The sequence below is a fragment of the Gordonia desulfuricans NBRC 100010 genome, assembly GCF_001485495.1.
Classification (GTDB): Bacteria; Actinomycetota; Actinomycetes; order Mycobacteriales; family Mycobacteriaceae; genus Gordonia; species Gordonia desulfuricans.
Genome location: NZ_BCNF01000130.1, coordinates 1 through 13,080 on the forward strand (window position 1 = coordinate 1; position 13,080 = coordinate 13,080).

Annotated in this window: 13 protein-coding genes and 1 riboswitch; of the genes, 3 read left to right on the forward strand and 10 right to left on the reverse strand. The window is 69.5% G+C overall.

The genetic code is table 11. The features are described 5' to 3' along the window. Window positions 1–69 precede the first annotated feature (69 nt). The 6 genes from GD1_RS19590 to GD1_RS19615 all read right to left on the reverse strand — a co-directional run bounded on the left by GD1_RS19590 (window position 70) and on the right by GD1_RS19615 (window position 4,437). The gene (locus tag GD1_RS19590) at window positions 70–777 is read right to left on the reverse strand and encodes a lysophospholipid acyltransferase family protein (protein WP_020791768.1); all 708 of its coding nucleotides are present in this window, start codon (window positions 775–777) and stop codon (window positions 70–72) included. 77 nt (window positions 778–854) lie between these two features. After that, window positions 855–1,856 carry an ROK family protein gene (locus GD1_RS19595; RefSeq protein ID WP_059039226.1) on the reverse strand — a complete coding sequence of 334 codons (1,002 nt, stop codon included), beginning with the start codon at window positions 1,854–1,856 and terminating at the stop codon, window positions 855–857. Then, entirely contained in the window at window positions 1,856–2,254 is a 399-nt protein-coding gene (locus tag GD1_RS19600) for a hypothetical protein (RefSeq protein WP_053777374.1), read from the reverse strand. The genes GD1_RS19595 and GD1_RS19600 overlap by 1 nt, the downstream gene beginning before the upstream one ends. Before the next feature lie 109 nt (window positions 2,255–2,363). Continuing rightward, window positions 2,364–3,545 (reverse strand): ArsA-related P-loop ATPase, encoded by a 1,182-nt coding sequence (locus tag GD1_RS19605; RefSeq protein WP_059039227.1) that lies wholly within the window; start codon window positions 3,543–3,545, stop codon window positions 2,364–2,366. Window positions 3,546–3,565: 20 nt separating this feature from the next. Further along, a complete protein-coding gene (locus tag GD1_RS19610) occupies window positions 3,566–4,003 on the reverse strand; it encodes an SRPBCC family protein (RefSeq protein ID WP_059039228.1) in 438 nt (145 codons plus the stop codon). Next, on the reverse strand, window positions 4,003–4,437 hold the full coding sequence (locus tag GD1_RS19615) for a hypothetical protein (RefSeq protein ID WP_174519083.1): 435 nt from the start codon (window positions 4,435–4,437) through the stop codon (window positions 4,003–4,005). Before GD1_RS19615 ends, GD1_RS19610 begins: the two co-directional genes overlap by 1 nt. Before the next feature lie 171 nt (window positions 4,438–4,608). Here GD1_RS19615 and GD1_RS19620 point away from each other — a divergent pair, with 171 nt between their 5' ends. Continuing rightward, a complete protein-coding gene (locus tag GD1_RS19620) occupies window positions 4,609–6,414 on the forward strand; it encodes an AMP-dependent synthetase/ligase (protein WP_059039229.1) in 1,806 nt (601 codons plus the stop codon). Window positions 6,415–6,450: 36 nt separating this feature from the next. On the opposite strand, the gene GD1_RS19625 is transcribed toward GD1_RS19620, so the two are convergent. The 4 genes from GD1_RS19625 to GD1_RS19640 all read right to left on the reverse strand — a co-directional run bounded on the left by GD1_RS19625 (window position 6,451) and on the right by GD1_RS19640 (window position 10,828). Then, on the reverse strand, window positions 6,451–7,575 hold the full coding sequence (locus tag GD1_RS19625; RefSeq protein WP_059039230.1) for a glycosyltransferase family 4 protein: 1,125 nt from the start codon (window positions 7,573–7,575) through the stop codon (window positions 6,451–6,453). Continuing rightward, window positions 7,575–8,996 carry a peptidase MA family metallohydrolase gene (locus tag GD1_RS19630; RefSeq protein WP_157079557.1) on the reverse strand — a complete coding sequence of 474 codons (1,422 nt, stop codon included), beginning with the start codon at window positions 8,994–8,996 and terminating at the stop codon, window positions 7,575–7,577. Before GD1_RS19630 ends, GD1_RS19625 begins: the two co-directional genes overlap by 1 nt. An 11-nt stretch (window positions 8,997–9,007) precedes the next feature. Beyond that, window positions 9,008–10,087 carry an NlpC/P60 family protein gene (locus GD1_RS19635; RefSeq protein WP_059039233.1) on the reverse strand — a complete coding sequence of 360 codons (1,080 nt, stop codon included), beginning with the start codon at window positions 10,085–10,087 and terminating at the stop codon, window positions 9,008–9,010. A 153-nt stretch (window positions 10,088–10,240) separates the two neighbouring features. Beyond that, window positions 10,241–10,828, reverse strand: a complete 588-nt coding sequence (locus GD1_RS19640) for a C40 family peptidase (protein ID WP_059039231.1) — start codon at window positions 10,826–10,828, stop codon at window positions 10,241–10,243. Between the two features lie 17 nt (window positions 10,829–10,845). Beyond that, window positions 10,846–11,020, reverse strand: a riboswitch (cyclic di-AMP (ydaO/yuaA leader). A gap of 167 nt (window positions 11,021–11,187) precedes the next feature. On the opposite strand from GD1_RS19640, the gene GD1_RS19645 reads away from it, so the two are divergent. After that, a complete protein-coding gene (locus tag GD1_RS19645) occupies window positions 11,188–11,451 on the forward strand; it encodes a hypothetical protein (RefSeq protein ID WP_020790742.1) in 264 nt (87 codons plus the stop codon). A gap of 174 nt (window positions 11,452–11,625) precedes the next feature. Next, on the forward strand, window positions 11,626–13,080 hold a 1,455-nt coding region (locus GD1_RS19650; protein WP_083534485.1), incomplete at its 3' end, for a DEDD exonuclease domain-containing protein.

Sequence of the window (13,080 nt, forward strand, 5' to 3'; positions counted from 1 at the left end):
ATCGGCTCAACCAGCCACAATGGATGGTCGAGCAGGGGCCCAGTGAGACGAGAGTGTCGGTGACCGACCTCAGGCAGCCGGGTTGACCGGGCGGTCGTCGCCGGGCTTGGAATCCTTCAGCGACTGGGCGTAGACGTCGACGTACTGCTGGCCCGACAGCTGCATCAGTTCGTACATGATCTCGTCGGTCACGGCACGCTCGATGAAGCGGTTGCCCTGCATGCCCTCGTAGCGATCGAAGTTCAGCGGCTTGCCGACGCGCACGGTGATCTTGGCGGGGCGGAACAGCACGGTGCCGGGCGGGTTGAACTTGTTGGTGTTGATCATCGCCACCGGGATCACCGGCACGCCGGTCTCGAGTGCGATGCGGGCCAGGCCGGTCTTGCCCTTGTAGAGCCGTCCGTCGGGCGAGCGGGTGCCCTCCGGGTACATGCCCATCAGTTCACCCTTGTCGAGCTGACGGCTCGCGGCGGTGAGTGCGCCGGCGGCCGCCTCGGCGCCGGACCGGTCGATCGGGATCTGGCCGACGGCGGTGTAGAACCACCGCTGGAAGGCGCCCTTGAGTCCGGGGCCGGTGAAGTACTCGTTCTTCGCGAGGAAGTAGATGCGGCGCGGGCACATCAGCGGGAGGAAGAAGCTGTCCATCACCGCGAGATGATTGCTCGCGAGGATCGCCGGTCCACGCTCCGGGATGTTCTCGATTCCCTCGATCGTCGGGCGGCCGAGCACCCGGAGAAGCGGGCCCAGCAACACGTATTTGAACAGCGAATACCACATGTCAGAACCCTTCAATGCAGAAATGACCGGCGCAGAGACGCCCGGCCGAGACCACGACCATCACCAAGACCAGAACTCTACTCACCCGACGCAGCCGACGTCATCGCATCCGGGGTGCGCCCGGACGCCGCCGCCAGTCCGCGGCGCGCGACCTCGGCGGCCCCGAGCACACCGGCGTTCTCGCCGAGTTGCGTACCGCGGATGCGGGCCAGCTGACGATGCCCGGCACCGGTGACCAACCGCGAGTAGTGCTCGCGCGCCTCGTCGAGGTAGTGACCCGACGCCGCCCCGACACCACCGGCGATCACGATCAGGTCGGGATCGAAGATGTCGGCGATCATCGCCAGACCCTGCCCCAGCGATGCGGCGAAGGCGGCGAAGGCGGCCACGGCCACGCCGTCCCCGTCGGCGGCGGCACCGGCCACCCGGCGGCCGGTCAGCGACCCGGGGTCGGCGGCGACGTCGGCGGCGAGTTGACTACGGCCCCAGTCTTTGTCGGCGAGCAACTCCACGACGGTGTCGACCAGGGCGGTACCGCTGCAGTACCGCTCCCAGCATCCCCGCTTCCCGCACGAACACGGGCGGCCGTCGGGGACGACGGTGAGGTGGCCGAGTTCCGGTGCGACACCGAAACTCCCACGGTAGATCTCGCCGTCGATCAGCAGGCCCGCACCGATGCCGGTACCGATCGCGAGGACGAGCACGTTGTGTCCGCGGGCGGCGGCACCGAAGCGCTGCTCGGCGATGGCCGCGGCGTTGGCGTCGTGTTCGGTGAACACCGGGATGCCGATCCGGTGCGTCATCTCCTCGGCGACACGGGCCTCCCGCCACGCCAGGTGCGGGGCGAACCGCACCACCTCGCGGTCCGGGGTGAGGAATCCGGCGATGGCCACGCCGACCGCCTTGGCCGACCAGCGCGAGACGAGTTCGCCGACGAGCCGGTCGAGACAGTGTTCGAGGGCGGTGGCCGTCGCCGGGGTGGCCGCGCGCAGCGTGTCGAGCATGGTGCCACGGTCGTCGACCACCGCGGCACGCACGCTGGTGCCGCCGATGTCGATCCCGATCGTCAACTCGCCCATCACTTCTCGTCTCCTGTCTCGGGCGGGGTCCGCGGGGCGGCGACGTCGATGCGGACCTCGATCGGCTGATAGCGGCGCGGGGTTGCCGCGGTGGTGGTCGGGGCACTGCGGAGGGCTGCGGCGATCGCCTCCAGCACCGCGATCAGCGCCGCGATGAGCCGGGCCAGCAGATCGCCGATCTCGCGCATCAGCGTGGTGATCTCGCCTGCGACCTCGGCACCGAGGCTCTCGCGCAACAGCATTCCGCCGGCGGCCACCGCGGCACCGGGATCGGCCGACGCCCCGCCCACCCATGCGGCGAGATGGTCGATCTGGGTGGCCAGACCGAGCAGCAGGTCCCGCAACGGGTCGCCGGACTCCGACGCTCCCCCGGTACGGTCGTTCTGATCGGTGCTCATGTGGGCATGCGCTCCTGTCCGGTGCTCGTGCAAGAGCACCGTACCCGGTGGACCGGGCCGCCTGCAGCAGAGGTCGGCGACGTCGTCGGCGGCGCGGACCGATCGTCGATCAGGTCCGTCCGCCGCGTGGCCACACCGCCGGATCGGGCCGGAACCCCACCGACAGCCGAGTGCCGTCCCACTGGGCGTCGGACACCTGGCAGCGGCGCAGCACCGACGGCAGACGCACCGCGTGCCGGAAGCCGTCGACGGTCACCAGCAGGTCGTCGCCGGACCGCCCGAGGCCGAACCGCTGCGGGTCGGGCAAGCGTTGCCGCCAGGACAGTTCGAATGTGGAGTCCAGACCGTCGGCGGAGGTCTGCACCACGTGTGCGGCGCCCGAACCGCGCGGACGGCCGTCCGGTTCGGCCAGCGACACACCGAGTTTGCGGAGCCGTGCCGGACGATCCAGCGGCAAGGGCGACGCCGCGACACCCACCATGGTCACATCGGGATCGTCGACTGCGGGCAGCTCTGCGCCGTCTCCGGACCGCACCCCCTCGTTGACGATCACCGACCGGACCGGAAGCCCCATCAGGTCCGCCAGCGCCAGATGCCGATGCATCAGCCGGGCCCCGCGGGCATCGGGGGTGGCCAGCAGGTGCACGGCGATCACACTGGGGTCGCCGAGCAGCTCGGTGATGTCGTCGCAGTCGCGGGCGATGGTCTCCAACGCCGCACCGACCTGTGCCGACGCCGACTTCTCCGACGCCGCGGCCAGCCGCCGATGCCGCGGCCACAGCCGCTCGAGTGCCTGACCGAACACGGTGGGCGCCCGGAGCAGCGCGTACGGGTCGGCAACGCCCGACAGATCGACGACGATCCGCTCCCAGCTGCCCCCGGTCGCCTCGTCGCGGATGCGGCGAAGCAGCAGGAAGTCCTCGACGCCGGGAAGTGCGGTGAGTTCGGCGGCGTCGATCCCGATCAGCGCGGTGACCGCGGCCGTCGCGGACTTCGACGTGCGGACGCCGAGGCCGAGGACGGCGGTGAACGCCGACCACGCCGACTCGACGGCGGTCAGCCGGTCCAGGGTGAGCAGGTGCAGACCCGACGACACCGCCACCGGCTCGTCGGGGACGCTGAACACGCCGAGCATCTCCGCTGTCGGCGACCAGCGGTCGGCGGTGATCAGCAGGGTGTGCCGGTCGGGTCGGCCCAGCGGCGGTACGGCGCGATGGGCGGTGCGGGCACGTCCGAGTGCGCCGGCGGCCGCGACCGCCGACACCCCGGAACCCCCCGGCCCCAGCACCACATGGATCGGAGTCAGATCGATCAGCCTTCGACCCTCTTCTTCAGGTCGTTGAGGGCGGCGTCGGTGATGGCCTTCTCGGCGCGGCGCTTGAGCTGCCCGATCATCGGGACGAGCAGGTCCACCATGAGCGAGTAGGTCACCTTGCTCGACCCCGGAACCTGCTGGACCACGTCGTACCGGCCTCGCTGATCCCGTTGCAGGTCACTCGATTCCAATCGCCACGACACACCGGTGCCGTCGGCGTCCCAGGTGTAGCGCAGGACGTAGGTGTCCTGCAGGACGCCCGCGTCGAGGACGAAGCGCACCCGGTCGGCGCGGCCCTCGGTGTCGCGACCGAGGACCTCCACCTCGTGCGCGGCCCCCACCCATTCCGGGTAGTGCGTGAAGTCGGCGATCACGCCCATCACGTCGTCGGCGTCGGCGTTGACCACGATCGACCGCTCGGTGTGGTCGGCCATCAGACACCTGCCTGTCCGCCGGCGGCCACCGCGGCGGGTTCGCCGGGTGCACGTCCGTCCTCCAGGAGGTCCTTGACCTCGAACGCCATCACCTTGCCGGCCACGCGGCGTCGCCGGTTGCGCTCGGCGAGGTCCTCGGCGCGGGCGCGGGCGTCGGCGGGCAGCGATCCCGTCGGCTCGGCGTGGAGGAAGTAGTGCAGGACGAATCCGTCCATCACGGCCTCACACCAGATCTCCATGGTTCCGGTCAGCGGTCCGTCGACGCGCCACCGCACCCCCTGCGCCCCGCGGTCCTCGACCACCTCGAGCCGCAGATCCGGCCACCAGCGGCGCCATCGTGCCCGATCACCGACCACCTCGGCCGCCACTGCCGGAGCCGCGGCCACGAACGTGTCGTCGGCCACCTGAATGCTCGTCACGCCTCCTAGCTTCACATACTCGCCCCGACCACAGGTAGGCACTCCCCTCTCCGGGGTACCCCGCGGGGAGATCGTGAACTGCACAAACATCGTTGTCCGATCCGGTCTGCGAGGCTTGCGCCGAACAGGCGGGTCTCCCGGTTACCATGGAGTAACCCAAAGACGAGGTCGAAAGGTTCGCCCCCTATGAGTGAGTTCAGTGCGCCCGCGAAGTTCACCATCGGCGAGGATGAGAATGTCGCCTCGCTCATCTTCGGCATCGCCGAACGCACCCCGGCCCACACGGTCTTCCGGCTCAAACAGGGCTCCGACTGGGCACCGGTGCGCGCCGACGAGGCCACCGCCCAGATCACCGCGCTCGCGAAGGGACTGGCCGCCTCGGGTGTGGGCCAGGGCGACCGCGTCGCGCTGCTCTCGCGCACCCGCATCGAGTGGATCCTGCTGGACTTCGCGATCTGGTCGGCCGGGGCCATCACCGTGCCGATCTACGATTCGTCGTCGGCCGCCCAGATCGAGTGGATCCTCCGTGATTCCGGTGCCACCACGATCATCCTCGAGGACGACGCGCATCGGAAGCTGTTCGAGTCGATCGAGGGCCTCGAACAGGAGGTCCGCGTGATCCAGATCGACACCGCCGACGGCCCGGGGGCGGTCGAGGCCCTCACCGCGGCCGGTGTCGAGATCTCCGACGAGGAGATCACCAAGCGCCGTACCTCGGTGCGCGCCACCGATCCGGCCACCCTGATCTACACCTCGGGCACCACCGGCCGCCCCAAGGGTTGTGAGCTCAGCCACTCCAACATGCTGTCGGAGGTGCGCGGTGTGCTCGAGAGCAGCCTCAACACCCTGCTCGTCGACGGCAAGCGGATGCTGATGTTCCTCCCGCTGGCGCACGTGCTGGCCCACGCCATCACCCTCGTCGCCATCGAGGCGCACGTGGAAGTCGGCTTCACCAACGACATCCCGAACCTCGTGCCCGAGTTCGCGGTGTTCAAGCCGTCCCTCATCCTGTCGGTACCGCGCGTGTTCGAGAAGGTCTACAACACCGCCCGGCAGAAGGCGCACGACGACGGCAAGGGCAAGATCTTCGACCTGGCCGCCGAGACCGCCATCGAGTACGCGGCCGCACGTCAGGACGGCAACGTCGGCCTGGTGCTCAAGGTCAAGCACGCCATCTTCGACAAGCTGGTCTACGCCAAGCTGCGGGCAGCCCTCGGTGGCGTGTGTGAGCTCGCCATCTCCGGCGGCGCCCCGCTCGGAGCTCGCCTGGGCTTCTTCTTCAGCGGTATCGGCATCCCGGTCTACGAGGGCTACGGCCTGACCGAGACCACCGCCGCGTTCGCGGTGAACACCCCCAATCACGTGAAGGTCGGCACCGTGGGCCGACCGCTGGCGGGCAACACGGTCCGGATCGCCGAGGACGGCGAGATCATGCTGCGCGGACGGGTCGTGTTCGGTGAGTACTGGCGCAACCCGCAGGCCACCGCCACCGCGATCGAGGACGGCTGGTTCCACACCGGCGACCTCGGCTCGGTGGATTCGGAGGGCTACATCACCATCACCGGCCGCAAGAAGGAACTCATCGTCACCGCCGGCGGCAAGAACGTCTCCCCGGCCGGACTCGAGGACGTCATCCGGGCCGATTCCCTGGTCTCCCAGGCGGTTGTGGTGGGCGACGCGAAACCCTTTGTGGCAGCACTCATCACGATCGATCCGGAAGCCTTCCCGGGCTGGAAGGAACGCAACGGAAAGCCGGCCGACGCGTCGGTCTCCGATCTCGCGAACGACCCCGACCTCCGCGGTCAGGTGCAGGCCGCGGTCGACGAGGCCAACAAGACCGTCTCACATGCCGAGGCGATCAAGAAGTTCCGCATCCTGCCCGCCGACTTCAGCGAGGAGACCGGCGAGATGACGCCGACGCTGAAGGTCAAGCGAAACGTGGTGGTGGACAAGTTCTCCGGCGACATCGAAGAGATCTACACCAAGAAGTAGCAGGCGCTTCCCACCGGGCGGCGCGTCGGTGACAGCTCAGAGCAGCTGTCGCAGGCGCGCCGCCTGTTGCGTCCACTGCCACTGCTGCTCGACGAAAAGCCTGCCCTGCCTACCCATCTCGGCGGCGGCCTGACGGTCGGACAGGATCGAGATCACCGCGAGGGCCAGCGCCGGCACATCGGTACCGTCCACGACGGTCCCGGTGATCCCCTCACGTACGGTCTCCGGTGCTCCCCCGGAGTCACCGGCCACCACCGGCACACCACTCGCCGACGCCTCGAGGTAGACGATCCCCAGTCCTTCGACGTCGAGTCCGCCGGCCCGGGTCCGGGACGGCATCGCGAACACGTCGGCGCTCGCATGGAAGGCCGGCAGGTCGTCGGCGGGCACCGACCCGGTGAACACGACGTGCTCGGCGATCCCCTCGTCGTCGGCGATGCGGTGCAGGGTCTCGGCATACGGGCCACCGCCGACGATCACCAGGACCGCGTCGGCGATCTCGGTCCGGATCAGCGGGAGTGCCCGGATCAGCATGTCCTGACCCTTACGGGGTACGAGCCGCGACAGGCACAGGACGACAGGGCGCTCACCGATCCCCAACTGCTCCCGAATCCGGTCACGCGCCGCCGGATTCGGCGCGAATCGGGTGACATCCACACCGGGCGGCAGATATTCGAGTGCGGCCTGCGCGCCGAACGCCGATGCGAACCGGCCACGGGTGTAGCGGCTGACGAAGGTGACGAGGTCGGTGTGATCGCCGATGTGGCGCAAGACCTGCCGGGCGCCGGGCAGCATCGACCAGCCGACCTCGTGGCCGTGGGTGCTGGCGATCACGCGCCGGGCACCGGCGCGGCGCATCTGCGGGGCGAGTACGGCCAGCGGGGCGGCGGCCCCGAACCAGACCGTCGAGATCTCCTCCTCGGCGATGATGCGGGCGGCGCGCCGCGCGACGGCCGGGGTGGGCAGCATCAGCGTGGTGGGGTGCCGGTGCACCCGGTAGGGCACGCGCGCATCGAACTCGCTGTGCGAGTCCCCGCGCCAGCGCGGGGCGTAGACGACGATGTCGGCGGGGTCGAGCAGATCGACCAGATTCTGCAGGTACGACTGGATACCGCCGGGGCGCGGCGGAAAGTCGTTGGTCACCAACAGGGTTCGCGACATCAGCGCATCTCTGCTTCCAGCCATGCCCGCCAGCGGGCCACCAATTGGGTTCGATCGATCCCGAGCGCCGCACGGATCGCGACATCCTGCCGGGCGGTGTCTCCGGAGGCCGCGACCCCGGTGTAGAGGGTCTTGAGCCGGTCCTCACCGAACCGGTCGGCGACGAAGGCCGCCACCGACCACGCCGACTGGTAGGCCAGCCGTGCGCTCTCCGAGTTCACCGCGAACGCGTCGTCGGCAGGCAATGCCGTCGGGGTGTGGCCGTCGCGGACCGCCGCCGCCAGATCGGGTGCGGCATCGGCCGAACGGGTGTGGGTTCCCTTGCGGCCCACGTACTCCGGGACACCTTCGGTGAGCCACATCGGTGCCGCCGCAGCGGTCACCGATCGGGTGGCCACATGGGTGAGCTCGTGGCGGAGCACCACCCCGAGGGTCGGTGCGGCGAGGTCGGCCGCCTGCGGGGTGAGGATCACGCGCTGCCCGGTGGCGACGTGCTGGGAGACGTCGACCCGGGCGTAGACGGTGGCCGCGGCGGCACCGTCCACACCGTGACCGGCCCCGGCGAGTCCGGCGAACTGCTCGTCGGTGGCGGTGGTCACCACGATCGCCCGGCGTGCCCAGTCGTCGCCCCAGAAGGCGCTCACCGCGTCGACCGCACCGGGCAGCAGTCCCGCGACCCGGCGATCCAGCGCCGCGGTGTCCGGGTAGGACGCGATCACCGAGGTACCGCCGGCGGTCGGCACATCCTGCACCGCAAGCCCGGGGAACGACCAGATCTGTTGTGGCGGAGATGGTTCGCCGACGAGGGAGGCATCACCGACGAGTCGCCAGGAGTCGCCGGTACCGGTGGTGTCGGGGTAGCGGGCGACGACCACTTGGGAGGCGATCACCACTTCCTCCTCGTCGATCCCGGGCGTCCGCGCGCCACCGAGGGCGAAGTGCATCTCGACCGGGGCGACCCAGGAGTCGGTGCTGCCTTGCGCGTCGAGACGTTCCTGGACCGCTGCGGGTACCAGGGTCTCGGCCTCCTCGGTGGGAGCGAGCTGATAGCGCAGGGTGCGCATCCGCAGGCGGGCTGCCCGCTCGGGCGCCGGGGCCGCCGACGACAGCTCGGCCCAGGCGGTCTGCACCGATGTCCGGAACGCCGGGCTCGCAGCCTCGTCGATCAGGACGTCGAGGGCACCCTCGCGGCCCTCGACGAGGACGTGCGACAGCCGGTCCAGCAGCGCCTGCACCCCTTGGGCGCGCTGCTGGAGGTAGACGTTCGTCGCGGTCGGGGCGGCCGAACCGGATCCGGACCGGGCCGAACCGGATGGCGCGCCACCGGAACCCGTGGTGTCACCGCATGCCGTCAGCCCGACGGCCAGGGTCACCGCGAGGGTGACCACGGTCACCGCCGCGCGGGATCGGTCGACGCGCAACGCGGGACGCTTCAGTAACGCCGTGCGGCGCTGAAGGGTCCGGCGTCGTCGAGCGGGACGACCTTGACCGGGACACCGAAGGTGGATGCGTGGATCACGTAGCCTTCGCCGACGTACATGCCGACGTGATGGGCATCCGGGTAGTAGATGATCAGGTCGCCGGGCTGCAGGTTGTTGCGGTCGACCGGGGTGCCGGCGGCGTTCTGCGCCTCGCTCGAGCGGGGCAGGGTCTTGCCCGCCTGCTTGAACGCCCAGACCATCAGGCCGGAGCAGTCGAACGAGTCCGGGCCGGTGGCACCCCACACGTAGGGGTCACCGATCCGGGTGAGTGCGGCCTGCACCGCGACGAGTGCCGGCGCGGTGCCCCGGGGGACCGCTCGCGGATCGAAGTCGAACTTCGGGCCGGCCAGCGCGGCAAGCTGTTTGCCGGTCATCGAGGAATAGATCACCCGGATCTGCGCGGCCTGCAACTGCAACTCGACGCGCTGCTTCTGCAGATCACCACGGACGCGTTCGGCATCGGAGACGGCCTGCGTCGCGCGGGCGGCGGCCTCATCGGCGGCGGTCCGCTTGGCGACGGTCTGCGCGCGCACGGTCTTCAGTTCGTTCAGGTCCGCCGCCGACCGGCGGGCGACGAGCTCGAGCCCGGACATCTGGTCGAGCAGGGTCTGCGGCGAGTCACTGGTGAGCACCGCGTACATGTCGTTGGTGCGCCGGCCCATGTAACTGGCTCGGACCACGGCATCGAATCGCTGCTGCAGGGTGGCCAGCGACTTCTCGGACGCGGTCAGCGACTGCTGGGCGTCGGCCGAGGCACGCTTGGAGTCGGCGACGATGCGGCGCTGTTTGTCGTACTCGATCTGCGCGTTGTGCATCGCCTCGGCCGATTGTTCGGCCTGCTGGCTGAGCTTCTGGTAGCGCGCGAGGAGTTGATCGGCGGTCTGCACCGGGGCAGCCGCCGCCTCGGGCGCGTGGACAAATCCCAACGGTGGTGCGACGGCCACCGTCAGTGCGCACAGCGCCGTACCCAGCGCCAACCGTCCCGACCGCTTCCCCACGATCGCCTTTCCCGCTTCCACGGGCGTCACCACACTTCCTTGCCGGTCGTCATCACGCCGGATCCCCCAGGTTCCGAACATCGTCTCCGGTCGATCTCGAACGATCCACCCGGAGTACGGGTTCGGGCGAACCGCGAGTACCGCGATCCGCCCGATCCATGTTCACACGTCGTCGTCGATCGCGGATCAGTACCGCCGAACTCCGACGAGCGACCACTCGTTGACGGAGGCCTTCTTGACCGGGACACCGTAGGTGGACGCGTGGATGAACTGGCCGTTGCCGATGTAGATGCCGGCGTGGCCGCCACCGTTGAAGATCAGGACGTCGCCGGGACGCGCATCCGAGTAGGACACCGCACGTCCGCCACCGAGCTGTCCGTAGCTGTCGCGCGGGATGGTCCTACCGGCCTGCTGGTAGGACCAGTAGACGAGGCCCGAACAGTCGAAGGCGTTGGGGCCCGCGGCACCGTAGCTGTAGGGCGAACCGATCTTGCTCTCGGCGGCCTTCACGGCCTTCTCACCGGCGGTCAGGGTCGGCGTCACCAGGCCCGGGAGGCTGCCCGGACGGAACTGGTTCGGAACCTGCTTCTGATCGACACCCGGCAGCGTGAACTTACCGAGATTCGGGATCTCGATGGTCGCGCTGGGCGCCGGGGCGGCAAGAGCCGGGCCCGCGGCGACGGCGAGCGATCCGACGGTCAGCGATCCCGCGATCATCGCCTTCTTGGCGACGCTGCCACCGCGACTCGGCTGTTCCAGACGGTGTTTGCCCACGAAAAGACTTCTCCTTTTGTTTCTCCCTCTACCGCCTACCGAGTTAGCTGTCGGGTTCGGGCCGGAAGAATGGCCCTACACGGATCTGGTCACCGTGATCGGTGTCCAGAGCGCGATTCACCCCAATTCGGATCGCTCCGAAAACTGTGGTTCCCCGGTTCGCCCATGCGGGCGATTGAGCGGTGATCTTCGTGGACTACTTCTTGGTGAAGCAGGACGCTCCGCGAAGGTCTCGGAAAGGTTACGAAAAAGGATGCGGGTCTGTCCACTGGGGGACACGGAGGCGTCGCCGCGCCCGAAATCATCCCGCGCGGAGAATCTTCAGGACAGGCCCGGCTCCGGCCCTGCTAGCAGGGCCGATGGTCCCCATTGCCGATCGTGCAGCCGACCTGGTCGCCATTGAAGCCGATGTGAATACATCGATGGCCGAACGGATCTCGGCGTCGGCCATCGACTCGTCGAAGGCCGCATCGGCAGGCCCGGCCACACCCCCGTCTTCGCTGCTCACAGGCCCGAAGAGGACGTTCATCATGCATCCGTCGCAGGCGTGCCGACGAGCTGGACAGTTGCTGCACTCGATGTACATCTGTGATCTCCATCTCATTTCGGTGTCGGGCGGGTGAAAACCGGCCAACCGGGACCGTCCCGGGGCTCCGGGACGGCGACGATCCTCGTCGACCGCCGTCACCCGTCACAGTAGGAACGACCACCGACAAAACCGAACACATCGGCGAATCCCCCTCCTGTCACACCGGCCCCACAAGTCCCTGTCGGTGGCTCGAACTACTGTTCGCGGTGTGCTGGTAGACGCCGATCAACTCTCGTTCACCGATCTCGACGCGTCGGAGTCCGACGCGTGGGGTGACGCAGCCGCGGGCGATGCGTTCGGCGAAGTCGCCCTGTTCGACACGACGATGGTCGTGGTGGACCTCGAGACCACCGGCAGCGATCCGGCGAACGACCGCATCACCGAGATCGGTGCGGTCAAGATCCGGGGCGGCGAGGTCCTCGGCGAGTTCGCCACCCTGGTCGACCCGGGCCGCGCGATCCCTCCGCAGATCGTCTCGCTCACCGGGATCACCGAGGCGATGGTCTACGACGCCCCGCGGATCGACGAGGTGTTCCCGTCCTTCGTCGAGTTCGCGCGCGGTTCGATCCTGGTGGCGCACAACGCCCGCTTCGACATGGGCTTCCTCCGGCACACCGCCACCCGGCTCCATCAGGACTTCCCGTTCCCCACCAGCCTGTGCACGGTGCGGCTGGCCCGCCGCGTCCTGGCCCGCGACGAGGCACCCACGGTCAAGCTCGGTGCCCTGGCCGATCTGTTCGGGGTGTCCACCCGCCCCACCCACCGCGCGCTCGACGACGCCCGCGCCACCGTCGAGGTGCTCCACCACCTGCTCGAGCGCATCGGCAACCAGGGCGTGCGGACCTACGGCGACCTGACCGCCTACCTCCCCCGCTCGGACCCCGAACTCCGCGCGAAACGGCATCTGGCGCAGCACCTGCCGAACCGCCCCGGCGTCTATCTCTTCCGCGGCCCCGCGTCGGAGGTCCTCTATGTCGGTACCGCGAGCGATCTGCGACGCCGGGTGCTGTCCTATTTCACCGGCGGCGACCCCCGGCGACGCATGGGCGAGATGGTGCGGCTGGCGGTCCGCGTCGACCACGTCGAGTGCGCCCATCCGCTCGAGGCCGCCGTCCGCGAGCTCCGGCTGATCGCCGCCCACGCACCCGCCTACAACCGGCGCTCCCGACAGCCGCACCGCGGCTGGTGGATCGAGCTGACCGCCGAACGCTTCCCCCGCCTGCGGGTCACGCGCACCGCCACCGACGACGCCGTGGGACCGATCGCCAACCGCACGCGCGCCACCGAGATCGCCGACCTGATCTCGGCGGCCGCCGGTCTGCGCACCTGCCGGCACCGGTTGCCGGCCTCGGCGACCCACCACTGGTGTCGTACCGCCGCCGACGGCGGCGACGAGGTCGGGGGCTGTGCCGCCGCAGCGGCCACCCCGCAGACCCTCACCGAGTACCTGCCGCGGGTGACCGCCGCCCACGATCTGCTCCGCGGTCGGCGCAACGATCTGATGGACCCCCTCGTCGGTCAACTCGACCACTACACCGAGGCGCACATGTTCGAGACCGCCGCACGCCACCGCGACCGGCTCGCCGCGTGCATCGACGCACTGGCCCGGTGTCAGCGGCTCGCGGCGCTGGCCGCGATCGCCGAGATCGTCGTGGCCCGCCCC

Coding starts and splice junctions, on each gene's coding strand:
- GD1_RS19590 (WP_020791768.1), bottom strand. CDS start 777: ATGTGGTATTCGCTGTTCAAATACGTGTTGCTGGGCCCGCTTCTCCGG.
- GD1_RS19595 (WP_059039226.1), bottom strand. CDS start 1,856: ATGGGCGAGTTGACGATCGGGATCGACATCGGCGGCACCAGCGTGCGT.
- GD1_RS19600 (WP_053777374.1), bottom strand. CDS start 2,254: ATGAGCACCGATCAGAACGACCGTACCGGGGGAGCGTCGGAGTCCGGC.
- GD1_RS19610 (WP_059039228.1), bottom strand. CDS start 4,003: ATGGCCGACCACACCGAGCGGTCGATCGTGGTCAACGCCGACGCCGAC.
- GD1_RS19620 (WP_059039229.1), top strand. CDS start 4,609: ATGAGTGAGTTCAGTGCGCCCGCGAAGTTCACCATCGGCGAGGATGAG.
- GD1_RS19625 (WP_059039230.1), bottom strand. CDS start 7,575: ATGTCGCGAACCCTGTTGGTGACCAACGACTTTCCGCCGCGCCCCGGC.
- GD1_RS19645 (WP_020790742.1), top strand. CDS start 11,188: ATGGTCCCCATTGCCGATCGTGCAGCCGACCTGGTCGCCATTGAAGCC.